Below are 24,004 nucleotides of genomic sequence, written 5' to 3' on the forward strand. Positions count from 1 at the left end.
GTCGCGGCTCCGCATGGCGTCGTGCCGCGTCGGTGCGAGCGTTTCCGCGCCCGCGTGATGGCGTGAAATTTGCATTTTTCCCAACGTGCTGTAGAATGTTTACGACTCGGAAACCATCTCGCCGTGCGAGCTGATTCGCGGGTCGTGGGCGGGGTCGGACCGACGGGCCGGCCGGTCCGCAGGGCAGTTGCGCCGGCGCGCGCCTGAAAGCGGTGGGTCGGCCGTTAAAGGTTGGTTAACCGTCGGTGTCGGCATCGGGCGCCAGACCTCGTATCGCGCACTGAGCGGGAGCGCCACGTCACGCGTCCTCTGCCGGCGGGCAGGTCGCTGGGCAGACGCTCCTCACGAAGCCCCCGAGAGTGGCACTTGGACGATCGGGACTTGGACGATCGGGACTTGGACGATCGGGACTTGGACGATCGGGACTTGGACCGTCCTGGCCAGGAGGGTGGATGTCCAGCGCGAGAATCACGTCCGCCGGAATGGCGGACACCGAGACCCTGCTGAACCTGCTCTCGCGCAAGGGCGCGGTCCGGGGCGAGCTGCAGCGACCGCCCGGCTCGACCGAGCACGGGCAGGGCTTCCTGCCGGCCATCGGCGCCGCCGTCGACGTCAACGGTCCGGGCGGCGCCGGCAAGTATTCGCTGAGCAGCGAGACCATGGCGTTCCTGCTCACCGTCCAGCAGACCGCGTCCGACGGGACCGGCAGGGTGCGGACGGGGGCTCGCGGCAGCGAGGCCGGAGCCGGAGCGGACGGCCGGATCGACCAGGTCTTCCGCGCCATGGACACCGACGGGGACGGCCGCATCGGCCGTGCCGAGTTCGTCTCCTTCATCGAGGCGCGCGGCGGCTCGACGAGCTTCGCCGAACGCATGTTCACCAAGATCGACACCACGGCGCAGGGCTTCATCACCCGCGACGGCATGGCCGCGGCGCTGCGTCAGTCGGCCGAGACGGCGGAGGCGACGCTCGGGGCCGACGGGCGACGGCCGCCGTTCTCGGCCTCGGCGTGAGCGGCGCCGGCGTCAGGCCATCTGTCCTGACGCGCCGGCGAGACTGTCGCTGCGACGTTTCCGTCCCCTCGACGAGTTCGTCCGCTCGACGACTCCGTCGCAGTGGGGCCGTCGCCGCGGCACCGCCGACACACTCCGAAACGCATTTCCGGACCGCCGCCCTGTCGCGCGCTGCCGGAACCCGCGTCCCCGCCCGTATAAGCCGCGTACACGCTCACGCGGACGATCCTCGCCGGGCCGGGCCTGCGCCCCCGACGCGCCCCGGCGGCGGCGACGTGCGCTTCGGGAGAACCGGATGTCCACCACCTCCAGCGCGACCGATACCACGAGCCTGTGGTCGCTGATGCGGCTCCTGCAGGCGAGCAGCGCGGCCGGCACGTCGAGCAGCGCATCGAGCCGCGCGACAGGGGCCGCGATCGGCATGTCGGGCGGCTCGTCCTTTCTCGACATGCTCGGTGACGCGGGTGAGGCGTCGCCGCCCCCGGGCGACGGTCGCGACGGCCGCGCGGGTTCCGGCCGCAGTCTCGGCGGCGAGGTGATGGCGATGCTGATGATGCTGCAGCAGGTCTCCGGCGCCGGACGCGACGATTCGGCGGCGGCGTCGAGCGGCTCGAGCGTCTCGGCGGTCGGCGGCGCCGGACCGTCGACCGGCGCCGCGGCCACCGTCGAGAATCCGCTCCGGCAGATGGTCGACACCATCGACGTCGACGACGACGGCAGCATCACGGCGTCCGAGTTCTCGACCTATGTCCAGGCGCTCGGCGGCTCGGAGGAGCTGGGCGAGAGCCTGTTCTCGATGCTGGACACGAGCGGGTCCGGCTCGCTCACGGAATCGCAGTTCGTCTCGGCGATCGGGGCGCCGCCGCCGCCGCCGCCGGGCGGGCCGGCTGGCGGCCGCGGCCTCGACGGCACGGCCTCCGACATCGTCGCGGCCCTCGACACGGATGGCGACGGCGCGCTGTCGCAGAGCGAGCTGGAAGACCTGGCGACCGCGAGCGGCGACACGAGCGACGATGCCGACAGCATTTTCGCGTCGCTCGACGACGACGGGGACGGGTCGGTCACGCCGACCGAGCTGTCGCGCAGTCTGAAGGCGATGCTCGACACCCTCGCGGCGTCGATGGCTTCCGCCCGCGACGCCCGAAGCAGCGTCGCCCGGAGTGCGTGATCCGATCGTGGCCGGTGGGGGTGGGCTGCTCGGATCTCCGGGGCCTTCCGGGGCGCGGCGAAGCCGCGAACCCGGAATCCGGATTCCAGAATCCAGTGGGAAGCTCGGAACCGTCGGCTGGAGTCCGGGTTCGGCGCGGCGCGCCGCCCCGGAAGGCCCAGGTCTTCCAGCTTCGGGTCTTCCAGCTTCAGCCTCACGCCGCCTTGGCGCCGAAGCCCGCGGCCTCGATCGCCTCGACCAGCGCGGCCGGCGCCGCCGAGGTCGTCGCCTCGACCCGGCCGCTGCCGAGATCGATCGTGACGCTCGCCTGCGGATCCTGCGCCTTGATGATTCGCTCGACCGCGCGGACACAGCCGTCGCAGGTCATCCCGGTGACATTCAACGTAACCATGGTGCTCTAGACCTTTCTTCCTGTCTCACCTGGGTCGCCACGACCCGCGCGGCAAGGGTTGCTGTGGCCGTATGACGGCATATCGACAGATTTCGTCCCGACGCGCTTGCACCCCTCGGCACGGTTGTCGAGAGTGTGAGGCGGCGCGGCGAATCACCTTGATATCCCGCAACCTGTCTCGGTGTTCTCGGAGCTCGTAATGGCCCGCGTCGGTGCCGTCTTCGTCGGCCTGTGCATGGCGATGATCGCCGGTTCGCTCGGCACGCTGATGTACCTCTACGTGGGCACCAACGCGGCCGAGACGGCGATCGTCACGCTGGTCGCCTTCACGGGGCTCGCCGTCTACAACGCCGTCGCCCTCAAGGCGCGCGATCGCGGCGGTGACGCGACGGGCTCGCTCGCCGACCTGTCGCGCGGCACCACCGACCTCGCCCGCCAGGTGCTCGATCTCGGTCGCCGCGTCGCCACGATGGAATCGCGCCTCGACGGTGTCCTCGACCGGGTCGGCGAGGCGGCGAAGCCCCTGTCCGACGAGCTGGGCGAGCTCGGGGCGCTGCTGAGCCAGCTCGCCGAAACGGTCGCCACCCACGACACGCTGCTGCGCTCCGGCGCGCCGGGCAGCCCCTACAAGGCGGCGCCCGCCGGCGCCGAGTCGTCCGGCCCGGGGCTCGCCGTCGCGGCCGCGCCGGCGAGCGCGCCGGATGCTCCGGCCACCGAGGCCGGCGTCGTCGCGCCGGCCGTGGTTCCCGGCGCGACGGAGACCGGCTCGGCCGCGGCGGCGGCGCCGGCCGCGACCGGCAGCCGCTTCTCGCGGCTGCCCCGCGAGGCGGCGATCGAGACGGTCCGCGAGGCGCTCGACGCCAACCGGCTCGACCTCCTGCTGCAGCCGATCGTGATGCTGCCGCAGCGCAAGGTGCGCTTCTACGAGGCGGTGGCGCGGCTGCGCTCGCGCGACGGCGAGGTGCTGATGCCGGCCGAGGTTCTGCCGGTCGCCGAGGCGGCCGGCCTGGTCGCCCGGCTCGACAATGCGATGCTGTTCCGCTGCGTCCAGATCGTCCGCCGGCTGATCGGCAAGAACCGCGACATCGGATTGTTCTGCAACGTCTCGGCCGCGACCCTGGTGGACCCGCAGTTCTTCACGCAGTTCAACGAGTTCGTCGACGCCAACCGGGCCATCGCGCCGTCCTTCGTGTTCGAGTTCCGGCAGGACGCCTACCGGTCCTTCGGGCCGATGGAGAACGAGAGCCTCGCCGCGCTCACCGACCGCGGCTTCCGCCTCTCGCTCGACCATGTCGTCGACATGCGGTTCGAGCCGCGCGACCTCGCCGAGCGCGGCTTCCGCTTCGTCAAGGTGCCGGCCTCGCTGCTGCTCGCCCGCCACACGGCGACCACCGACATCCACCCGGCCGACCTCTCGGGCCTGCTCGGCCGCTACGGCATCGAGCTGATCGCCGAGAAGATCGAGACCGAGGCGACGGTCGTCGACCTGCTCGACTACGACCTGAAATACGGCCAGGGCTTCCTGTTCTCGCCGCCCCGTCCGGTGCGGCCCGAGGTGCTGCAGGGCGGCGCCGAGAGGCTCGGCGATCTCGGCATGCTCGACAACCGGCCGACGGCGGTCGGGGCGAGCGGTCCGGCCCTCGGCTCCATGCCGCTGGCGTCGGCGGCCGCGCCCGTTCCGGGGGCTCTCGCGGCACCCGCCGCGGCGCCCGTTCTCGCGCCCGCCCCGTCGGCGCCAGCCGCGGCTCCGGCTCCGGTCGCCGCTCCGGCGGCGCCGTCGTCGCCCGCGGCGAGCCTCGCCTCCATCCTGGGCCTGCGCCCGGCCGTGGTGGTGCCGTCGGCGGCGGCCCTCGCGACGCCGCTGCCCGGGGCGGTGATCCCCCCCGTCGCCACCCCGATCGCGCCGGCCCCGGCGGCGCCCGCGTCGCTGTCCGCCGCGGCGCCCGTCACCACGACGATGCCGCCCGGCGCCCTGTCGATGAGCGGCGCCGTGCCGATCGCCACGCTCACGCCGGCCGCCGCACCCGCCGCAGCGCCGCCGCCCGCGGCGGCCGCGCCGCCCGCTGCGTCGCCCGACCAGGCGGCCGAGTTGCCGGTGATTCCGCCGGTCCCGACCCTCGTCGCGTCGGGCAGCCCGCCGTCCGCCGCGGTGGCACCCGCCGTGCTGCCGCCGACCATCCCGGGCGACCGCCGCGCCGGCTCGGCGGCGCGCGGTCATCCCGGCACGGTGCTGGCCCAGATCGCCCGCGGCATGATGGCCCGCAAGTCGACGACGGGCGGCTGATCGGCCCTCGGGGGCGCAGTGGCGCCAAGTCAGGTCCGAAGCCTCTCGGTCGCCATGCTCCGCGACGGCGGAGCGCCCGGTACGCCGAAACGTCTCGACTCGAACGACGAAGGGCGGTGGATACCGGGTCGTCCGCCGGGACGGGTGACGTGACGACCACCGGGAGGCTGTACCTTACACCTGAGCGCAGCGCCGGTGCGCGCGGGCGGGCGGCGTCACGCCCACGGGGTGACGGCGCCATGCCGATCGGATAGACCTCGGCTCCCTCCGACCGACCGGTTCACGATGAGCATCCCGTTTCCGATCCTGACCGACCATTTCGCGCCGCTCGCGAGCCGCTACGACGTCCTGTTCTGCGACGTGTGGGGCGTGGTGCACAACGGCATCGCACCGTTTCCCGAGACCATCGACGCCCTGCAGCGCTTCCGGGCCGGTGGCGGCCGCGTCGTCCTGCTCACCAACGCGCCGCGCGACGGCGACGTGGTGGCCGACTTCCTCGACGGCCTGAAGGTGCCGCGCGACACCTGGGACGCGGTCGTCACCTCGGGCGACGTCGCCCGCGCCGAGATCGAGGCGCGCCGCGACCAGCCCGTGCTGCACATCGGCCCGGAGCGCGATTTTTCCATGTTCGACGGGCTCGACCTGCGGTTCACGACGGTCGACGAGGCGCGCTACGCCGTCTGCTCCGGCCTGTTCGACGACGAGACCGAGACGCCGGAGGACTATCGCGCCCTCGCCGTCGCCATGAAGGCGCGCGACCTGTTCATGGTCTGCGCCAATCCGGACCGGGTGGTGGAGCGCGGCGATCGGCTGGTCTATTGCGCCGGCGCCGTGGCGGATCTCTACGAGAGCCTCGGCGGCGCCGTGATGTTCACGGGCAAGCCCTACCGGCCGATCTACGAGCGGGCACTCGCCTGCGCCGAGCGGCTGCGCGGCGCCGCGGTGCCGCACCGGCGCATCCTGGCGGTGGGCGATTCGGTGCGCACCGACCTCAAGGGCGCGGTGGCGTTCGGCATCGACTGCCTGTTCGTCACCGCCGGCATCCACGCCGAGGAGCTCGGCGGCCGCGAGACCGTCGACCACGGCGCGCTCGCCGCGATCTTCACCGAGGCGGGTGTGCTGCCCACCGCGGTGACGCGCCGCCTGGCGTGGTGAGCCGCGTCTCCTGCTGAGGAGCGCCCGAAACGCGAAAGGCCGGGCATGCCCGGCCTTCGGTCGTTCGTCGTGGCGTGACGGCGCGCCGCTCGGGCCGGCCCGGTCACTCGAACCCACTCACTTGAACATGTCGTCGACCGCCTTCTGGTCGATGGCGTAGCCGTCGAGCTGCGGGCCGTTGAGGAGCAGGCGCTCCTTGCGCTCGGCGCGGGCGCGCTCCTCGTCGCTCGCGAAGGCCGGAGCCTCGACGCCGGTCGGCCCGACCACGCTGGCGAAGCGGCTGACCCGACTCTCGATGTTCTGCAGCGTCTCGATCACCTTGGCGATGCGCTGGCCGGTGATGTCCTGGAACGAGCAGGCCTCGAAGATGACCAGCATCTTGTCCTGCACGAGCGCCTGGAAGGTGGCCGGATCGCTGGTGTCGGCGGCCATCAGGGTCTCGGCGCATTCCATGATCGTGTTGGTCGCGCCCTCGGTCGCCTTGACGATCGCGCTCAGCTCGTGGCCGGCGGCCGGGATGCGGTTCTGCTTGATCTCGTCGACCCGCAGGGCGCCGATCTCGCCGCGCATCCGCTCGATGTAGCCGGCGATCTCGTGCATCTCGCGGTAGATCGCCGTGTCCATCGCCTCGAAGAAGACGTGCAGCGACTTCGCCGTGATCTCGGCCAGCGAGAGGACATCGGCGAGCGAGACGTCCTCGCCCTTCTTCTGGTGCAGGCACTCGATCAGGCTCTCGAGCTGCTGCGTCTTGACCCTCGCCATCGCGAGCTCTCCTTGGGCTGTGCTGCGGCGTGCCGGGGGCGGGGCGCCGGACCGGTGGCCCGGGGCCGCCGCGACGGCGGCCCGGACGGCTAGTCGGCGAACACCGCCTGGATCTTGCTCTGCAGGGTCTGGGCGTTGAACGGCTTGACGATGTAGTTGTTCACGCCCGCCTTCTTGGCCGCGATGACGTTCTCGGTCTTCGACTCGGCCGTCACCATGATGAACGGGGTCTTCGACAGGCTCGGATCGGCGCGAACCTCCTTGAGGAGCTCGTAGCCGGTCATCGGCTCCATGTTCCAGTCGGAGATGACGAGGCCGTAACGCTTCTCGCGCATCTTGCCGAGCGCCGCGGACCCGTCGGCCGCGTCGTCGATATCCTCGAAACCGATCTGCTTGAGCAGATTGCGGATGATCCGGATCATCGTGTTGTAGTCGTCCACGACGAGCACGGGCATCGAAAGGTCGATCGCCATGTCCTCACTCCGTTACGCAACAAACCGGGAGTACGCAGTGTCCTGTCGCTTGTGCGGCATGTGGACAGGTCCCACCGCCCGAGATACACCCAGGTTTCTCCCCACTGCTCGGACGTTAGCCGGGCCCTTTGAATATCCGGTTAATCGAGCCTCTAGGAGATCGCGGAGGCAGGCCTCCGGGCGGATTTGTGGCAAACGAGAAGACCTAAGTTTGCTCGTGGTTTAGCCGCGGTCGTCGAGATTCGTTAACCGCAGATTCGGAACATGACACCGGAGTCCTCGAAATCGGCCCGCAGCCCCGTTCCCGGGCCTCGTCGTCGCACTCCGCCGCCGCGCGGTGCCACCATCGCGTGCCGACATCTCCCCCTCGTTTGCCACCTGCTCGTTCGTCACCCGCACGTTCGTCACCCGCTCGTCCGCAACCCGTGACCGTACCGCATCCATGACCGACATCTCGTTTCCCGCGACCTCGTTCCGGCTGATCCGCGACCACCTCGACGGGCCCGCCCCGGCGGGACTCGAAGGTGCCGTCGTCGCGCTCGGCAATTTCGACGGCGTCCATCGCGGCCACCGGGCCGTCATCCAGGCCGCCGAGGCACGCGCCCGCGCGCTCGGAAAGCCGGCCGCCGCGATGACGTTCGAGCCGCATCCGCGCGTCTTGTTCAGTCCGGAGACGCCGGAGTTCCGTCTCTCGAGCGTCGACGAGAAGGTGCGGCTGCTCGCCGCCACGGGTCTCGACGGGGCGATCGTGATGGGCTTCGACAAGGCGCTCGCCGCGCTGACCCCGGCCGAGTTCGTCCAGAAGGTGCTGGTCGAGCGCTACAAGGTGGCGGGCGTCGCGACCGGCTTCGACTTCCAGTTCGGCAAGGGCCGGGCCGGCACCACCGAGTTCCTCCGCAAGGAGGGCGAGCGGCTGGGCTTTGCGGTCGACATCGCCCCGCCACTCCTCGACGCCGGCGAGCGGGTGTCGTCGGGCGGCGTGCGCTCGGCGCTGACGCGCGGTGAGGTCGAGCACGCCTGGCGGCTGCTCGGCTATCCGTGGTTCCAGTCCGGCGAGGTGGTGCATGGCGACAGCCGCGGCCGTGACCTCGGCTATCCGACCGCCAACCTCAAGCTCGACCCCAACTGCAAGCTGCGCCACGGCGTCTATGCGGTGCGGGTCGGGGTCGAGGGCAAGCGCTACGACGGCGTCGCCAATTTCGGCCGCCGACCGATGTTCGACACCGGCGTCACCCTGCTCGAGGCGTTCCTGTTCGATTTCAAGGGCGATCTTTACGGCAAGACGATCGACGTCGCCTTCTACGCCTTCCTGCGGCCGGAGCTGAAGTTCCGTTCGGTCGAGGATCTGATCGATCGAATGAACGAGGATTCGAAATCCGCCCGCCAGATCCTCGCGGGCGCCGGCAACGCGTTCCCGCAGCTCGCCGACGTCGCGGTGGCGAGGCGCGGGTAGGGGCCGCATCCTCGGCATCTGCCGCTTGCCCCCCACGCCCGCCCCCTCCCCGCCACGCCCTGCGGGCGCGGGGGGAGGGGAGGTGAGGGGCTTCGTCGTTCGTTGAGCCCACTCTCCAGTCGCGCACGGCGCCCCTGCTCCCCTCCCCCCGCTCGCGAAGCGAGTGGCGGGGAGGGGTCGGGGGTGGGGGGAAGCCACGCAGAAGGGCATCGCCGTTTCCCCTCGAGGGGAGGATGACGCGGTCCTTTGCCCTTCACGGGCCGCGAGCGCCTTGTTAAGAACGGCGCGCCATGACCGATGCCGTGACGACGACCCGCGACTACTCGAAAACGCTGTTTCTGCCGGTGACCGACTTCCCCATGCGGGCGGGTCTGCCGCAGAAGGAGCCGGACATCCTGGCCCATTGGGCGACGATCGACCTCTACGGTCGGTTGCGCCAGGCCTCGCAGGGGCGCGCGAAATTCGTCCTGCACGACGGGCCGCCCTACGCCAACGGCCACATCCATATCGGCCACGCGCTCAACAAGGTTCTGAAAGACCTGGTGACGCGCTCGCAGCAGATGCTCGGCTTCGACAGCAACTACGTGCCGGGCTGGGACTGCCACGGCCTGCCGATCGAGTGGAAGATCGAGGAGGAGAACTACCGCAAGAAGGGCAAGTCGAAGCCCGACCTGTCGGACCCCGCCGCCATGATCGCGTTCCGCCAGGAATGCCGCGCCTATGCGCAGCACTGGCTCTCCGTACAGCGCGAAGAATTCAAGCGGCTCGGCGTGGTCGGCGACTGGGACCACCCCTACACCACGATGAGCTTCCCGGCCGAGGCGCAGATCGCCCGCGAGATCATGACGTTCGCGGCCAACGGCACGCTCTATCGCGGCTCCAAGCCGGTGATGTGGTCGGTGGTCGAGCGCACCGCGCTCGCCGAGGCCGAGGTCGAGTACGAGGATTTCATCAGCGACACCGTGTGGGTGAAGTTTCCGGTGGTTCGTTCCGCGACGATCCGGCCAGACCAGGACGGAGAGCGAAGGGCGATAGTCGGCGACTTTCACAGAGAGCTGAGAGGGGCGTCCGTCGTCATCTGGACGACGACGCCGTGGACGCTGCCGGGCAACCGCGCCATCAGCTTCTCGCACAAGATCGGCTACGGCCTCTACAAGGTCACGGATGCGCCCGCCGACAACTGGGCGAAGACCGGCGATCGCCTGATCCTCGCCGACAACCTCGCCGAGGACGTTTTAAAACAAGCCCGCGTCGTCGCCTTCGAGAAGGTGCGAGCCGTGTCGGCCGACGTGCTGGCCGAGCTCGTCTGCGACCATCCTCTGAAGTCCGTCGGCGGCTACGACTTCGCCGTCCCGCTGCTCGACGGCGATCATGTCGACGACTCGACCGGCACCGGCTTCGTCCACACCGCCCCCGGCCACGGCCGCGAGGATTTTGAAATTTGGATGGAGTACGGCCGCAGGCTCTCGGAGCGCGGCATCTCCACGAGAATCCCCTACACGGTGGATGCCGACGGTCGTTACACGGCGGATGCACCAGGCTTCGAAGGCCGCCGCGTCATCACCGAAAAAGGGGAAAAGGGCGATGCCAACGAGGCCGTCATCAAGGCCCTCGTGGACGCCGGCAATCTGTTGGCGCGCGGAAAACTGAAGCATCAGTATCCGCATTCGTGGCGCTCCAAGAAGCCGGTGATCTTCCGCAACACGCCGCAATGGTTCATCGCCATGGACCAGGACATCGCGGCAGCGGGCTCCTCGTCACCTCTCCCCGGCGGGGAGAGGTCGGGGCCCGCGCAAACGGCGCGGGCTCCGGGTGAGGGGGAGCCCACCTCTCGACGGCGCGAGCCCCCTCACCCGACGCCTGCGGCGTCGACCTCTCCCCCCTGGGGAGAGGTGAAGGGAAGTGCGGCGGGCGACACGCTGCGCGCCCGGGCGCTCAAGGCCATCAAGGCGACCCGCTGGGTGCCGCCGCAGGGCCAGAACCGCATCACCGGCATGATCGAGAGCCGGCCCGACTGGGTGATCTCGCGCCAGCGCGCCTGGGGCGTGCCGATCACGGTGTTCATCCGCGACAAGGGCCACGGCGAGGTCGAGATTCTTCAGGACGAGGCCGTCAACGCCCGCATCGTCGCGGCGTTCGAGCAGGAAGGGGCGGACGCCTGGTATGCGGAAGGCGCGCGCGAGCGCTTCCTCGGCGACCGCGCGGCCGAAGGCTGGCAGAAGGTCGACGACATCCTCGACGTCTGGTTCGACAGTGGCTCGACGCACGCCTTCGTGCTGGAGGATCCGCAGAACTTCGCGACGCTGGCCGGCATCCGCCGCAAGGTCGACGGCGGTCGTGATCAGGTCATGTATCTGGAAGGCTCGGACCAGCATCGCGGCTGGTTCCACTCGTCGCTGCTCGAGTCGTGCGGCACCCGCGGCCGCGCGCCCTTCGACGTCGTCGTCACCCACGGCTTCACGCTCGACGAGCAGGGCCGCAAGATGTCGAAGTCGCTCGGCAACACGGTGGCGCCGCAGGATCTGATCAAGCAGCACGGTGCCGACATCGTGCGCCTGTGGGTCGGCTCCTGCGACTACTGGGACGACCAGCGCATCGGCCCGGAGATCATCAAGACCACGGTCGACACCTATCGCAAGCTGCGCAACACGCTGCGCTGGATGCTCGGGAATCTCGCGCATTTCCGTGATCAGGATCGCGTCAAGCTCGAGCGCATGCCGTCGCTCGAGCGCTACATGCTGCACCGCCTCGCCGAGCTCGACGGGACGGTGCGCGAGGCCTACGCGAACTTCGACTACAAGCGCATCTTCGCGGTCCTGAGCCAGTTCATGACCGTGGATCTCTCGGCGTTCTATTTCGACGTCCGCAAGGACGCGCTCTACTGCGATCCGATCTCGTCGGTGACCCGCAAGGCGTGCCTCACCGTGCTCGATCAGATCTTCCGCTGCACGGTCACGTGGCTGGCGCCGATCCTCTGCTTCACGGCCGAGGAGGCGTGGCTGGCGCGCTATCCGGGGCTCGACGGCTCGGTGCATCTCGAGACCTTCCCCGAGGTGCCGGAGAGCTGGCGCAACGAGGGATTGGCCGAGACTTGGCGCAAGGCGCGCGCGGTGCGCCGCGTCGTCACCGGAGCGCTGGAGCTGGAGCGCGCCGGCAAGCGCATCGGCTCGTCGCTGGAGGCCGACCCGCTCGTCTATGTGAGCGACGACGATCTGTTCCGCGCCGTGGTCGATCTGGACCTGGCCGAGATCTGCATCACGTCGGGCGCCTCGCTGATCGAGGGCGACGGGCCCGAGGATGCGTTCCGGCTCGCCGAGGTGCCGGGCGTCGCCGTGTCGCCGCGCCGCGCCGAGGGCAAAAAATGCGCCCGCTCGTGGAAGATCTCGCCGGCGGTCGGCTCCGATCCGCAGTACCCCGACGTCACCCCGCGCGACGCCCAGGCGCTGCGCGAGCTCGACGCCCTCTCCCCGGCGGCGGAATGACACGCCGACAGCGCGTAGGGTGGGCAAAGCGAAGCGTGCCCACCATCAGCGCCTCGGTCGGATCGGCGCCACTGCGTGGGCACGGTGCTTCGCGCCTTTGCCCACCCTACGTAAATTGCTGACCATGGCGTCCAAAATCCTCCTCTCCTTCGGCCGCTTCACCGGGCTCGGGCTGCTCGCGGCGGCGCTCGTCGTCGGCCTCGACCAGGCGTCGAAGCTGTGGCTGCTCTACGGCTTCGCGCTGCCCGACAAGGCGCCCCTGCACGTCCTGCCGGGGCTCGACCTCGTCGTGGTGTGGAACACCGGCATCAGCTACGGCCTGTTCCCGCAGACCGGGCCGTTCGGCCAGTGGGCGCTGCTCGGCCTCAAGGTGATCGCCGTGCTGCTGCTCGGCATCTGGCTCACCCGGGTGGACCGCCGCGCCGGCGCGTTGGCGCTCGGCCTGATCATCGGCGGGGCGATCGGCAACGCCATCGACCGGGCGACGTTCGGGGCCGTGTTCGATTTCGTCCTGCTGTACGTCGCTACCGCGACCTGGCGATTCAACTGGTACGTCTTCAACATCGCCGACGTAGCCATCGTCGCCGGCGTGGTTCTGCTCCTGTGGGAGACCCTGGTCGCCCCCGACGCCGCAAAAGCGCCCTGATCCGCGATATACAAGAGCGATCGGGGGACGTGCCGGCGGCTTCGTCGCGCGTCCATGCACGGGGAAACCACATGCGAGCATTCTCGACGCGCGCTCCCTCGATGCGCGCTCCCTCGATGCGCGCGTCGTCTCGGCGCGCGTCCGTGTTGAGCGCCTGCACCTGCGCCGCCATGGCCGGCGCTCTCGCGCTCGGCCTGGTGCTCGGCAGCGGCCCGGCCCGCGCCGAGGACGACGAGGACGAGCTGCCGGACGTCAAGGTGATGCGCAGCATCATGCGTGGCCTCGGCCTCAAGCGTCCGGGCGAGGAAGCCAACATCGAATACCGCGAGCGGTCGCCGCTGGTGATTCCGCCGAGCCGTGACCTGCCGCCGCCCGAAGCCGCCTCGCTCGCCGAGCGCAATCCCGCTTGGCCCGACGATCCGGACGTCAAGGCGCGCCGCGACGCCAAGAAGAACGCCCGCAAGTCGATCAATGTCGAGGAAGAGTCGCGCGCGCTGACGCCGGCCGAGCTGAACCGAAAGGGCGCCCCCCGCACCGCGTCGGCCGGCGGCGCCCCGATCAAGTCGGGCGAGGAGGCGATCAACCAGAAGTCGCCATCCGAGCTCGGCTACGCCGGCGGCCTCTTCAACTGGCGGAACTTCGTCGGCGCCGAGCCGAAGGAGGAGGTCGGCACCTTCGAGAAGGAGCCGCCGCGCAGCGACCTCACCCAGCCGCCGCCCGGCTATTTGACGCCCTCGCCGAACCAACCCTACGGGGTCGGCAAGACGATCGAGCGCCCGACCAAGGCGAAGAGCTACGACCAGGCGGCCGGCAGCGCCGAGCAGCGCTGATCCTCCGGCACCGCCCCGATCTTGACGCGCACGGCCCGCCGCCGTGCGCGTCGTCGTTTTCGGCGGCTGACGCGGGCCGCCGCCCTGCCGGTGCGGCATTTGCGACCGGCCCCGCAGCTCCCGCGCCGCGCCCCGAATTCCGCCAAGAACCTGACCGATTTGTCATTTGAGCCGCCGGATCGTTTCCGGAACAATGCCCGCCGTCGTCCCAGAAAGGCCCGCCGCATGATCCGATCCGCCCCGACGTCGCTCGCCCTCGCCGTGGCGGTCGCGCTGCTCTCGACCACGGCGGTCGGCCGGGCCGAGAGCGGCCCGGCCGGCGCGAAGGCGAGGATCGGCCAAACGACGGCGCAGGCGGCGCCCGCCCAGACCGTGCCGGCGCCGCTGCCGCGCCCCGCCACGGCGCCGTCGTCGTCGCAGCCCGTGCAGGCCGCCAAGGTGACCGACTTCAAGCTCGCCAACGGGCTCGAGGTCGTGGTGGTGCCGGATCGCCGCACCCCGGTCGTCACCCACATGATCTATTACAAGGTCGGCTCGGCCGACGAGGCGCCGGGCAAGTCCGGCATCGCGCATTTCCTCGAGCACCTGATGTTCAAGGGCACCGAGAAGAACCCGAGCGGGCGCTTCTCCAAGATGCTCGCCACCATCGGGGGCCAGGAGAACGCCTTCACGACCACCGACTACACGGGCTACTTCCAGCGCGTGCCGAAGGAGCATCTCGGCGAGGTGATGGCCTTCGAGGCCGACCGGATGACCGGGCTGGTGCTCACCGACGCCAACGTGCTGCCGGAGCGCGACGTGGTGCTGGAAGAGTACAACATGCGGGTCGCCAACAGCCCCGACGCCCGCATCGGCGAGCAGGTGGCGGCGAGCCTGTATCTGAATCACCCGTACGGCCGGCCCGTGATCGGCTGGCGCGCCGAGATCGAGCAGCTCAACCGCGAGGACGCGCTCGCCTTCTACAAGCAGTTCTACGGGCCGAACAACGCCGTCGTCGTGATCGCCGGCGACGTCGAGCCCGACGCCGTCAAGGCACTGGCCGAGAAGACCTACGGGGCGATCGCGGCGAGGAGCGACATCGGCCCGCGCAAGCGGCCGCAGGAGCCGCCGCCCGTCGCGGTGCGCCAGGTGACGCTCGACGATCCGCGCGTCGCGCAGCCCAGCCTGAACCGCAGCTATCTGGTGCCGTCCTACACCACGGCGAAGCGCGGCGAGGCCGAGGCGATCGACGTGCTCGCCCAGATCCTCGGCAGCGGCCAGAACAGCCGGCTGTACCGGCGCCTCGTCGCCGAGGGCCGCCTCGCCACCACGGCGGGCGCCTGGTACCAGGGCTCGGCCGTCGACGCGACGCGGCTCGGCGTCTACGCCCGTCCGACCCCGGACCACACGCTCGCCGACGTCGAGAAGGCGATCGACGCCGTGATCGCCGAGACGATCACCGACGGTGTCACGGCCGACGAACTGGAGCGCGCCAAGACCCGGATGATCGCCGACGCCGTCTATGCCCAGGACAACCAGTCCAGCATGGCGCGCTGGTACGGCACCGCGCTCTCCACCGGCTCGACGGTCGCCGACGTGCTGTCGTGGCCGGACCGCATCCGCGCCGTGACGGCGGATCAGGTGCGCGAGGCCGCCAAGACCTGGCTCGACAAGCGCCGGTCGGCGACCGGCTATCTGGTCAAGTCGCTGCCCGCCTCCGAGGAGAAGCGCTCGTGATCACGTCCCTCCGCCGTCTCGCGGCCGCGTTCTTCGCCGTCGTCGCGATCGCGCTCGCCTCCCTGGCTTCGGTTCCGGCCGCGCACGCCACCACGATCGAGCGGGTGAAGACCCAAAAGGGCATCGAGATCTGGCTGGTGCGCGAGCCCTCGCTGCCGATGATCGCCATGGAGTTCGCCTTCCGGGGCGGCAGCGCCCAGGATCCGGCCGACCGCGACGGCCTCGCCAACATGGTGGCATCGTTGCTCGACGAAGGCGCCGGCGATCTCGATGCGCGCGCCTTCCAGCAGCGCCTGGAATCGAAGGCGATCGAGTTCTCGATGTCGGCCTATCGCGACTCGCTGATGGGCTCGCTGCGCACGCTGTCGGAGAATCGCGACGAGGCGTTCGGGCTCCTGAAGCTGGCGCTGACCGCGCCGCGCTTCGATCCCGAGGCGGTCGAGCGCATCCGCACCGGCATCGTCGCGGCGCTGCGCCGCGACGCCGTCACGCCGAACGATCTCGCCGGCCGAAAATTCTGGGAGACGGCCTTCGCCGGGCATCCCTATGGCCGCGTCACCCGCGGCAGCGTGGAGAGCGTGCAGGCCATCACGGTGCCGGACCTGAAGGCCTATGTCGGCCGCGTGCTGGCGCGCGACAACCTCGTCGTCGGCATCGTCGGCGACGTCGACGCGGCCACCGCGTCGCGGCTCGTCGACGAGGCGTTCGGGTCGCTGCCCGAGACGGCGCAGCTTAGCGTGGTGCCGCAGGCGATGCCGCAGGATCTCGGCCGCCGCGTCCAGGTCGACGTCGATGTGCCGCAATCGACCCTGATGCTGGGCGGCGCCGGCATCGCCCGCAAGGATCCGGACTTCATCCCGGCCTATGTGGTCAACCACATCCTCGGCGGCGGCTCGTTCTCGTCCCGGCTCTATCGCGAGGTGCGCGAGACCCGGGGCCTCGCCTACGGGGTCTCCTCGTCGCTGGTGCCGCTGAAGAGCACGGCGCTGTTCTTCGTCTCCACGGCGACGCGGGCCGACCGCGTCAAGGAGTCGATGGACGTGATCGAGGCCGAGATCCGCCGCATGGCCGAGGAGGGGCCGACGGCGGACGAGCTCGCCCAGGCGAAGTCGTATCTCAAGGGCTCCTACGCGCTGTCCTTCGACACCTCGGCCAAGATCGCCAACCAGCTCGTGCTGATCCAGCTCGAGGATCTCGGCATCGACTACATCGATCGCCGCAACGGCCTGATCGAGGCTGTCACGCTCGACGACGCCAAGCGCGTGGCCAAGCGCCTCTTGTCCGGCAAGCTGCTCGCCACCGTCGCGGGCCGCCCCGAGGCGGCCACCGCCGCCGCCCCGGCCGCGGCCCAGCCGGCCCCGGCCGTGAAGGCGCAGTAGGGCGGTGGCTTACGGCAGGGCGGGCGGAGTAACTTTCGCGGACGTTTGCGCCCGGCGCTCACCCCCCTCCCCAGCCTTCCCCCACAAGGGGGGAGGGAGCACGCTGCAGCGGGCGCCGGCCCAGTGCATAGACGCTGCGATGGGACAGACGTTGCGACACTTCGATCTTCGGCGCGCTCTCGGCTCCTGCGTTCCCTCCCCCCTTGTGGGGGAGGGACAGGGAGGGGGGGTAACCTCGGCACGACGCGTCGAGGTGATCCACGCACCCTGCTCTTGACCGCGGCCGCGGTCTCGCCTTCAAGGGCGGCATGATCCGGGTCACCGACCATATCGAGATCGACGAGGCGGAGCTCGAGGAGAGCTTCGTGCGCGCCGGCGGTCCCGGCGGGCAGAACGTCAACAAGGTCGCGACGGCCGTGCAGCTGCGCTTCGACGTGCGCGGCTCGCGCTCGCTGCCGAACGACGTGGCGATCCGGCTGATGCGCATCGCCGGCTCCCGCCTCACCAACGACGGCGTCGTGGTGATCACGGCGCAGCGCTTCCGTACCCAGGAGCGCAACCGCGAGGACGCTCGCGAGCGCCTGTTCGAGATGATCCGCGCGGCGGCCGTGCGGCCGACCCCGCGGGTGAAGACGCGCCCGACCTTGGCCTCCAAGAAGCGCCGGGTCGAGGCGAAGAAGCGCCGCTCCACCGTGAAGAGCCTGCGTCAAGGGCGGCCGGAGGAGTAGGTTCATCCCCCGTCATCCCGGGGCGCGGACCTTAACGTCCGCGAGCCCGGGATCCATACTCCCGGTGCTGTTGGCTCACGATAGACAGGGGCTATGGATCCCGGGCTCGGCGCTGCGCGCCGACCCGGGACGACCGAGAGACGAAACGATGCGTACACGCCGGGACAGGGCGACCGCGTGCGTGGCGGCGGTCTTCGCCCTATAGATATCCCGGTCCCAAACCCCGAGTCGCACCATGCCCGTCCGGCAGCTCACCGAGGCCGTCATCAACCGCATCGCCGCCGGCGAGGTGGTCGAGCGGCCGGCGAGCGTCGTCAAGGAGCTGGTCGAGAACGCGCTCGACGCCGGGGCGCGCCGCATCGACGTGATCACCGAAGGCGGCGGCCGGCGCCGCATCACCGTCACGGACGACGGCTGCGGCATGACGCGGCCCGACCTCGTGCTCGCGGTCGAGCGCCACGCCACCTCCAAGCTCGACGACGAGGATCTGCTCGACATCCGCACGCTCGGCTTCCGCGGCGAGGCGCTGCCCTCGATCGGTGCCGTGGCGAAGCTCCTGATCACGACCCGACACGCCGACGAGCCGCACGCCTGGGCGCTCGCCGTCGAGGGGGGCCGCAAGGGCGCCCCGAAGCCGGCGGCGTTGACGCAGGGCACCCGCATCGACGTGCGCGACCTCTTCTACGCGACGCCGGCGCGGCTGAAGTTCTTGAAGGCCGAGCGCAGCGAGACCGAGGCGATCCGCGACGTGATGCGCCGCCTCGCGATGACACGGCCCGACGTGTCCTTCACGTTCGCCGGCGAGGAGCGCGCACCCGTGACGTTCCCGGCCGCCGACCCGACGCTGCTCGGCTCTGATCACGTCGGTGGAACGGCGTCGAGTGGCCGCCTGCGCCGGCTCGCCGACGTGCTGGGTGCCGAGTTCTCGCAGAACGCCGTGCCGGTGCGGGGCGGGCGCGACGGCCTGTTCGTCGAGGGCTTCGCGGCGCTGCCGACCTTCAACAAGGCGAACTCGCTCTCGCAGTATCTGTTCGTCAACGGCCGGCCGGTGCGCGACAAGCTCCTGTTCGGCGCGGTGCGGGCGGCTTACGCGGATCATCTCGCCCGCGACCGCCATCCCGTCGTCGCGCTGTTCGTCGAGGTCGATCCGCGCGAGGTCGACGTCAACGTCCATCCGGCCAAGGCCGAGGTGCGGTTCCGCGACGCCGGCCTGGTGCGCGCCACCCTGGTGCGCGCCCTGATGGACGCGCTGACGGCCGGCGCCGGCCGGGCCGCGACCACGGGCGGCGGCGCGACGCTCGCGGCGCTGCGGCCGCAGGCGGCCTCGTCCGTCGCGGTGCGCCCGCCGTCCGCCTGGACGACGCCGCGGCCGGGATCGTGGGATTGGCGCGGCTCGCCGGCGCGGCCGCCGGGGGGAGCCGATCAGGCTGAATCCGATCACGACGCGTTCGATCCGGGCGGATACGACCAGGCGCTGCCGCCCGGCTTCACCGCGCTGCCGCAGGCGAGCTTCGACGTCGGCCCGCCGTCGGCGGACGCGCGGGCCAGCGCGTTCCAGCCGCGCGACATGGCGCCTGACGCCGGCCTCGACGAGCGCCCGCTCGGCGCCGCGCGGGCGCAGCTCCACGAGACCTACATCGTCGCGCAGACCCGCGACGGCATCGTCATCGTCGACCAGCATGCCGCCCACGAGCGCATCGTCTACGAGCGCATGAAGGCGGCGCTGGCGGCGGGCGGTATCGCCCGCCAGCTGCTGCTGATTCCCGAGGTGGTCGAGCTCGACGAGGCGGATGTCGATCGCCTCGTCGCGCGTGCCGAGGAGCTCGCCGGCTTCGGCCTGGTGCTGGAGGCGTTCGGCCCCGGCGCCGTCGCGGTGCGCGAGACGCCGGGCCTGCTCGGCCGCCTCGACGTCGGTGCGCTGGTGCGCGATCTCGCCGAGCATCTCGCCGAGTGGGACACGACGCTGCCGCTGGAGCGCCGCCTTCTGCACGTCGCCGCGACGATGGCGTGCCACGGCTCGGTGCGGGCGGGGCGCCGGCTCAGGCCGGAGGAGATGAACGCGCTCCTGCGCGAGATGGAGCAGACGCCCAACGCGGGCCAGTGCAACCACGGCCGTCCGACCTATGTCGAGCTGAAGCTCGCCGACATCGAGCGCCTGTTCGGGCGGACGTGATCGGGCGGAAGCCAACGGCCGGTCCGCCGGCCCGCCACGGTCGCCGCGTGCACGGCGGCCACGTGAAAGACCCGCTGGTCAGCGACCGCAGGCTCGTGCGACCATTCGAGACGCTCCTCTCCGCGCCGCCGCCTGCCGACGACCCGGTCCCGTTCGTCCCGCCTCGCCCGTCCGGCGCGCCGCCGCCAACCGTTCGGTCCCGCACCAGCCGCTCGTTCACGCCCTCGCCTTTCGTTCACGATGGAGACCCGCATGCGACGACTTCTCGGCCCCGCCTCCCGGCTGGCCGCCGCTCTCGTCCTCGCCACCGCCGTCGCCGGCGAGCCGGCGGCCGCCCAGGACGCCGCCGCCTGGCCGACCCGGCCCGTCACCCTGATCGTCCCGTTCCTGGCCGGTGGCCCGATCGACGTGATCGCCCGCGTGCAGGCCCAGAAGCTCGGCGAAATCCTCGGCCAGACCGTGGTGGTCGAGAATGTCGGCGGCGGCGGCGGTGCGCTCGGCGCCCAGCGCATCGCCCGCGGCGCCCCGGACGGCTACCTCTTCGTGATGGGCAATGTCGGCACCCACGCCTATCACCCGACCCTGTATGCCAAGCCGCTCTACGATCCGGTCGCCGACTTCCAGCCGGTCGGCCTGACCACCGAATCGCCGCGCCTTCTGGTCGCGCGGCCGACCCTGCCGGCCGACGACCTGAAGGGTTTCGTCGCCTTCGCCAAGGCCAACCACGCGACCATGAGCTTCGGCTCCGGCGGGCTCGGCTCGGCGACCCACATCCCCTGCCTGCTGGTCAACCAGGCGATGGGCGTGACCGTGACGCACGTGCCGTATCGCGGCGCCGCGCCGGCCATGCAGGACGTGATCGGCGGCCGCACCGACTATATGTGCGACTCGATCCAGACCGCCGTGCCGCAGGTCAAGCAGAAGAACGTCAAGGCGCTCGCCGTGCTGTCGGGCACCCGCTCGCCGTTGCTGCCCGAGGTGCCGACCGCCGCCGAGGCGGGGCTGCCGGGTGTCGAGGCCGACGCCTGGAACGCCATCTTCCTGCCCAAGGGCACGCCCGAGCCGATCGTGAAGAAGCTCGTCGCCGCCGTGAACCAGACGCTCGACGACCCGACCGTGAAGAAGCGCCTCGACGAGCTCGGCCTGTCGATCGTCCCGCCCGAGCGCCGCGGGCCGGACTATCTCGCCGGCTATGTGAAGAGCGAGATCGACCGCTGGGCCCCGGCCATCAAGGCCGCCGGCCTGAAGGTCGAGTAGGGGACGTCCGGTTCGCATCGGGGCGGTCGGACGGCCGCCCCGCCCGGTCTCATGCGGGACGCTGCCGCGCGCCGTCGAGGAACAGCGCCCAGGCCTTCTCGAAATAGGCGTTCTGGGCGCGGGTCGTGGCGTAGGTCGTCCGCCCCAGCATCGCGTCGACGGTCGGGCCGACCGCGATGCAGTTCAGCATCTGGCCGGCCAGGAACCGCACGTCGCCGGCGCCGAGCGCCCCCGCCTCCTGCGCCTCCGCGATCAGCGCGACGATGCGGTCCATGATCGGATCGTGAGGATTGCGCGCCACCGCCTGCCCGACCACCAGCGCCTCGCTCAGCGCGATCCGCTGGAAGGCGATGAGGGTCGGATCGAGATTGGTCGACAGGAGCCAGCGCGCGGCGCCGCGCAGGCGGCTCATCACGTCGCCGGTCTGCGCCGCCACGGTCGCCTGGAAGCGCGCCTGGGTCTTCTTGCGGGCGTGATCCACCACGCCCTCGAACAGCGCGAGCTTGGAGGGAAAGCGGCGGTACACCGTGTCCTTGCCGACCCCGCAGGCGGCGACCACCTGCTCGACCGAGGTCGCCGCATAGCCCTGCTCGGCGAACAGGCGCGACGCGGTCTCGATGATGCGCGCCGATTTCGCCTCGCCGTCGACCTTGGAGGGCCGCCCCGTCCGCCGAGTCATCGCTTGGTCCTGCGCGCGAATCCGCCGATCGCGCTTCTCCGGCTCGGGCTCGTTCACTGACCGCGGCATGCTCGTCAAGCTCTGTTGGCCGAAGCAATTCTCGAATTATTCCAATTACATGTTTGCTCTCGCGATGGCAATGCATCTGGACAGGACGGTCCCGTCCCGTTTATTCGTCGTCGTCGGGCAAGGTGACAGTGAGCGGGTGTCGAGATGGCGATCGATCGTGCAGTTGTCGTGTGGGCGGCGCTCGCCGCCGTGACGGCCGGTGTCGGCGAGGGGCGGGCGCAGAGCTCCGCCTCGGCCGAGACGGCGCTGCAGCCCATCGTCGTGGACGCGGATCGCGGCGCGACCGACACGCGGGACAGCTATCTCGACAAGACCTCGTCGGCGGCGACCAAGACCGACACGCCGGTGGTCGAGACGCCGCAGTCGATCTCGATCGTCACGCGCCGTCAGATCGACGACCAGAACGCCCAGACGGTCGGCAACGCGCTGCGCTACACGTCCGGCGTGCTGTCCGACGCCGACACCAACGCGCGCTACGACAGCGTGTTCATCCGCGGCTTCGGTGGCTTCGGCACGTCGACCAACTATGTCGGCTTCCTCGACGGCCTGAAGCTGCCGCGCGGCCAGGCCTTCGCCAACACGGCGATCGATCCCTTCCTGCTCGACCGGGTCGAGGTGCTGAAAGGGCCGTCGGCGCTGCTCTACGGTCAGACGAGCCCGGGTGGCCTCGTCGATCAGATCAGCCGGATGCCGAGCGCGACCCCCTACAACGAGGTGCGGCTCGAGGGCGGCTCGCACGGGCGCATCCAGTCCGGCGTGACGAGCCAGGGCGCGATCGACAAGGAGGGGCACTGGCTCTACAGCCTGACCGCGATCGGCCGATCGTCGGGCACGCGATACGACGACGTCGACGAGAAGCGCGTCGCCGTCGCCCCGGCCCTGACCTGGGCGCCCGACGCCGACACGCGGCTGACCATCCTGAGCTACTATCAGCGCGATCCGGAGGGCGGCTACTTCAACTCGCTCTATCCGACGTTCCTGGCGCCGGCGCAGTATCGGCCGTTCCTCAATTCCACGCTCAATGTCGGCGATCCGGGATTCGACGCCTTCAAGCGCGAGCAGTACGGCATCGGCTACAAGTTCGACCACCGGTTCAACGACGTCGTCAGCGTCCATTCCGGTCTGCGCTACTCCCATGTCGACGTCGACATGCAGTCGCTGCAGATGAATGGGCCGCTCTCGTCCACCGGCGTCCTGCCGCGCTGGGCGGTGCGCTCCATCGAGTCGGTCGACGGGGTGTCGACCGACAATCGCCTGCAGTTCGACGTCGCCACCGGTCCGGTGAAGCACAAGATCCTCACCGGCGTCGATTATCAGAACAGCAGCAGCAGCTGGGTCTACAAGCTCGGTGCGGCGACCTCGCTCGACGTCGCCAACCCGCTCTACTATCAGCCGGTGGGGTCGCTCGCGAGCGTGATCGACAACGACCAGACGCTGACCCAGACCGGAGTCTACGTCCAGGATCAGATCAGTCTCGGCGGCTGGCGCGCGACGCTCGGCGTTCGGCACGACTGGACCAAGCAGAGCACCGACAACCGGCTCGCCGCCACCACCAGCGACCAGTCGGCCGACAAGACGACCTACCGGGCCGGTCTCCTCTATCTGTTCGACAACGGCATCGCGCCCTATGCGAGCTACTCGACCTCGTTCGAGCCGGTGATCGGCGTCGGCGTCGACGGATCGCCCTTCGTGCCGACCACGGGCGAGCAGGTCGAGGTGGGCATCAAGTACCAGCCTGCCGCGATCCCGATTCTGCTGACCGCATCGGCCTTCGACATCCGCCAGAAGAACGTCCTGACGCCGTCCGCCGTGACCGGATTCAACGTCCAGCAGGGCGAGATCCGCTCGCAGGGCCTCGAGCTCGAGGCGCGCGGCAACGTGACCGACAGCCTGGAGCTGATCGGCGCGCTGACCTTCCTGGACACGCGGGTGACCGAATCGGCCACCGCGAGCCTGATCGGCAACCGTCCGCAGGCCGTGCCCGACTATTTCGGCTCGATCTGGATGAACTACACGATCAAGTCGGGCGGGCTCACCGGTCTCACGCTCGGCGGCGGCGTGCGTCGTGTCGGCCCGACCTTCGCGGACGACGCCAACACGATCGAGAACCCGGGCTACACGGTCGTGGACGCGGCGATGCGCTACGACCTCGAGAACCTCCGGCCCGCGCTGAAAGGCGCCGAGCTCACGCTCAACGTCACCAACCTGTTCGACAAGGAGTACTATTCGAGCTGCTCGTCGAACTATTACTGCCAGTTCGCGAACCGCAGGCTGATCCTGGCCGGGCTGCGCTACCGATGGTGACCACGCTTCGATCGCGGTTCGGCCGCCGACCGGAGCGGCCGC

The 24,004-nt window shown here is 70.4% G+C and carries 18 protein-coding genes; 14 read left to right on the forward strand and 4 right to left on the reverse strand.

Annotated elements, in window-relative coordinates; genetic code table 11:
- Positions 1-452: 452 nt before the first annotated feature.
- Both ACFSOX_RS07945 and ACFSOX_RS07950 read left to right on the forward strand, forming a co-directional pair.
- Positions 453-1,013, forward strand: a complete 561-nt coding sequence (locus ACFSOX_RS07945; RefSeq protein WP_378477262.1) for an EF-hand domain-containing protein — start codon at positions 453-455, stop codon at positions 1,011-1,013.
- 295 nt (positions 1,014-1,308) lie between these two features.
- Positions 1,309-2,181: an EF-hand domain-containing protein gene (locus tag ACFSOX_RS07950; RefSeq protein ID WP_378477263.1), complete on the forward strand. Its 873-nt coding sequence runs from the start codon at positions 1,309-1,311 to the stop codon at positions 2,179-2,181.
- Between the two features lie 193 nt (positions 2,182-2,374).
- Here the strand turns inward: ACFSOX_RS07950 and ACFSOX_RS07955 are convergent, their stop codons facing one another.
- Positions 2,375-2,572, reverse strand: a complete 198-nt coding sequence (locus tag ACFSOX_RS07955) for a heavy-metal-associated domain-containing protein (RefSeq protein ID WP_378477264.1) — start codon at positions 2,570-2,572, stop codon at positions 2,375-2,377.
- A gap of 199 nt (positions 2,573-2,771) precedes the next feature.
- Here ACFSOX_RS07955 and ACFSOX_RS07960 point away from each other — a divergent pair, with 199 nt between their 5' ends.
- A complete protein-coding gene (locus tag ACFSOX_RS07960) occupies positions 2,772-4,856 on the forward strand; it encodes an EAL domain-containing protein (RefSeq protein ID WP_378477265.1) in 2,085 nt (694 codons plus the stop codon).
- 285 nt (positions 4,857-5,141) lie between these two features.
- On the forward strand, positions 5,142-6,011 hold the full coding sequence (locus ACFSOX_RS07965; protein WP_378477266.1) for a TIGR01459 family HAD-type hydrolase: 870 nt from the start codon (positions 5,142-5,144) through the stop codon (positions 6,009-6,011).
- Between the two features lie 117 nt (positions 6,012-6,128).
- Here ACFSOX_RS07965 and ACFSOX_RS07970 read toward each other — a convergent pair whose 3' ends face one another.
- Both ACFSOX_RS07970 and ACFSOX_RS07975 read right to left on the reverse strand, forming a co-directional pair.
- Complete coding sequence (locus ACFSOX_RS07970) at positions 6,129-6,773, reverse strand: protein phosphatase CheZ (protein WP_378477267.1); 645 nt, start codon at positions 6,771-6,773, stop codon at positions 6,129-6,131.
- 89 nt (positions 6,774-6,862) lie between these two features.
- A complete protein-coding gene (locus ACFSOX_RS07975; RefSeq protein ID WP_111359976.1) occupies positions 6,863-7,246 on the reverse strand; it encodes a response regulator in 384 nt (127 codons plus the stop codon).
- Positions 7,247-7,688: 442 nt separating this feature from the next.
- Between ACFSOX_RS07975 and ACFSOX_RS07980 the strand changes: the two genes are divergently transcribed.
- The 9 genes from ACFSOX_RS07980 to ACFSOX_RS08020 all read left to right on the forward strand — a co-directional run bounded on the left by ACFSOX_RS07980 (position 7,689) and on the right by ACFSOX_RS08020 (position 20,910).
- Entirely contained in the window at positions 7,689-8,699 is a 1,011-nt protein-coding gene (locus ACFSOX_RS07980) for a bifunctional riboflavin kinase/FAD synthetase (RefSeq protein WP_378477268.1), read from the forward strand.
- A 290-nt stretch (positions 8,700-8,989) separates the two neighbouring features.
- Positions 8,990-12,181, forward strand: coding sequence for an isoleucine--tRNA ligase (locus ACFSOX_RS07985; protein WP_378477269.1), 3,192 nt, complete (start codon positions 8,990-8,992; stop codon positions 12,179-12,181).
- Positions 12,182-12,305: 124 nt separating this feature from the next.
- Entirely contained in the window at positions 12,306-12,827 is a 522-nt protein-coding gene (gene lspA / locus ACFSOX_RS07990; protein WP_378477270.1) for a signal peptidase II, read from the forward strand.
- A gap of 143 nt (positions 12,828-12,970) precedes the next feature.
- Positions 12,971-13,657, forward strand: coding sequence for a hypothetical protein (locus tag ACFSOX_RS07995; protein ID WP_378477271.1), 687 nt, complete (start codon positions 12,971-12,973; stop codon positions 13,655-13,657).
- Positions 13,658-13,882: 225 nt separating this feature from the next.
- A complete protein-coding gene (locus ACFSOX_RS08000) occupies positions 13,883-15,373 on the forward strand; it encodes a M16 family metallopeptidase (RefSeq protein ID WP_378477272.1) in 1,491 nt (496 codons plus the stop codon).
- Positions 15,370-16,752: a M16 family metallopeptidase gene (locus tag ACFSOX_RS08005; protein ID WP_378477273.1), complete on the forward strand. Its 1,383-nt coding sequence runs from the start codon at positions 15,370-15,372 to the stop codon at positions 16,750-16,752. Before ACFSOX_RS08000 ends, ACFSOX_RS08005 begins: the two co-directional genes overlap by 4 nt.
- A 308-nt stretch (positions 16,753-17,060) precedes the next feature.
- Entirely contained in the window at positions 17,061-17,480 is a 420-nt protein-coding gene (gene arfB, locus ACFSOX_RS08010; protein WP_378477274.1) for an alternative ribosome rescue aminoacyl-tRNA hydrolase ArfB, read from the forward strand.
- 235 nt (positions 17,481-17,715) lie between these two features.
- Positions 17,716-19,653: a DNA mismatch repair endonuclease MutL gene (gene mutL / locus ACFSOX_RS08015; protein WP_378477275.1), complete on the forward strand. Its 1,938-nt coding sequence runs from the start codon at positions 17,716-17,718 to the stop codon at positions 19,651-19,653.
- Between the two features lie 252 nt (positions 19,654-19,905).
- Positions 19,906-20,910, forward strand: a complete 1,005-nt coding sequence (locus ACFSOX_RS08020) for a Bug family tripartite tricarboxylate transporter substrate binding protein (protein WP_378477276.1) — start codon at positions 19,906-19,908, stop codon at positions 20,908-20,910.
- 49 nt (positions 20,911-20,959) lie between these two features.
- Here ACFSOX_RS08020 and ACFSOX_RS08025 read toward each other — a convergent pair whose 3' ends face one another.
- The gene (locus tag ACFSOX_RS08025; RefSeq protein WP_378477277.1) at positions 20,960-21,589 is read right to left on the reverse strand and encodes a TetR/AcrR family transcriptional regulator; all 630 of its coding nucleotides are present in this window, start codon (positions 21,587-21,589) and stop codon (positions 20,960-20,962) included.
- 213 nt (positions 21,590-21,802) lie between these two features.
- Here ACFSOX_RS08025 and ACFSOX_RS08030 point away from each other — a divergent pair, with 213 nt between their 5' ends.
- Positions 21,803-23,962 (forward strand): TonB-dependent siderophore receptor, encoded by a 2,160-nt coding sequence (locus ACFSOX_RS08030; protein ID WP_378477278.1) that lies wholly within the window; start codon positions 21,803-21,805, stop codon positions 23,960-23,962.
- Positions 23,963-24,004 lie beyond the last annotated feature (42 nt).

The sequence above is a fragment of the Rhodoplanes azumiensis genome (assembly GCF_042682915.1).
Taxonomy (GTDB): domain Bacteria; phylum Pseudomonadota; class Alphaproteobacteria; order Rhizobiales; family Xanthobacteraceae; genus Rhodoplanes; species Rhodoplanes azumiensis.

Excerpts from the sequence above, each read along its gene's own strand:
- ACFSOX_RS08020 (WP_378477276.1), top strand. The coding sequence starts at position 19,906 with ATGCGACGACTTCTCGGCCCCGCCTCCCGGCTGGCCGCCGCTCTCGTC.
- ACFSOX_RS07950 (WP_378477263.1), top strand. The coding sequence starts at position 1,309 with ATGTCCACCACCTCCAGCGCGACCGATACCACGAGCCTGTGGTCGCTG.
- ACFSOX_RS08025 (WP_378477277.1), bottom strand. The coding sequence starts at position 21,589 with ATGACTCGGCGGACGGGGCGGCCCTCCAAGGTCGACGGCGAGGCGAAA.
- ACFSOX_RS07980 (WP_378477268.1), top strand. The coding sequence starts at position 7,689 with ATGACCGACATCTCGTTTCCCGCGACCTCGTTCCGGCTGATCCGCGAC.
- arfB (WP_378477274.1), top strand. The coding sequence starts at position 17,061 with ATGATCCGGGTCACCGACCATATCGAGATCGACGAGGCGGAGCTCGAG.
- mutL (WP_378477275.1), top strand. The coding sequence starts at position 17,716 with ATGCCCGTCCGGCAGCTCACCGAGGCCGTCATCAACCGCATCGCCGCC.
- ACFSOX_RS07965 (WP_378477266.1), top strand. The coding sequence starts at position 5,142 with ATGAGCATCCCGTTTCCGATCCTGACCGACCATTTCGCGCCGCTCGCG.
- ACFSOX_RS08030 (WP_378477278.1), top strand. The coding sequence starts at position 21,803 with ATGGCGATCGATCGTGCAGTTGTCGTGTGGGCGGCGCTCGCCGCCGTG.
- ACFSOX_RS07960 (WP_378477265.1), top strand. The coding sequence starts at position 2,772 with ATGGCCCGCGTCGGTGCCGTCTTCGTCGGCCTGTGCATGGCGATGATC.
- ACFSOX_RS07970 (WP_378477267.1), bottom strand. The coding sequence starts at position 6,773 with ATGGCGAGGGTCAAGACGCAGCAGCTCGAGAGCCTGATCGAGTGCCTG.
- ACFSOX_RS08000 (WP_378477272.1), top strand. The coding sequence starts at position 13,883 with ATGATCCGATCCGCCCCGACGTCGCTCGCCCTCGCCGTGGCGGTCGCG.
- lspA (WP_378477270.1), top strand. The coding sequence starts at position 12,306 with ATGGCGTCCAAAATCCTCCTCTCCTTCGGCCGCTTCACCGGGCTCGGG.
- ACFSOX_RS07955 (WP_378477264.1), bottom strand. The coding sequence starts at position 2,572 with ATGGTTACGTTGAATGTCACCGGGATGACCTGCGACGGCTGTGTCCGC.
- ACFSOX_RS07985 (WP_378477269.1), top strand. The coding sequence starts at position 8,990 with ATGACCGATGCCGTGACGACGACCCGCGACTACTCGAAAACGCTGTTT.
- ACFSOX_RS07945 (WP_378477262.1), top strand. The coding sequence starts at position 453 with ATGTCCAGCGCGAGAATCACGTCCGCCGGAATGGCGGACACCGAGACC.
- ACFSOX_RS07975 (WP_111359976.1), bottom strand. The coding sequence starts at position 7,246 with ATGGCGATCGACCTTTCGATGCCCGTGCTCGTCGTGGACGACTACAAC.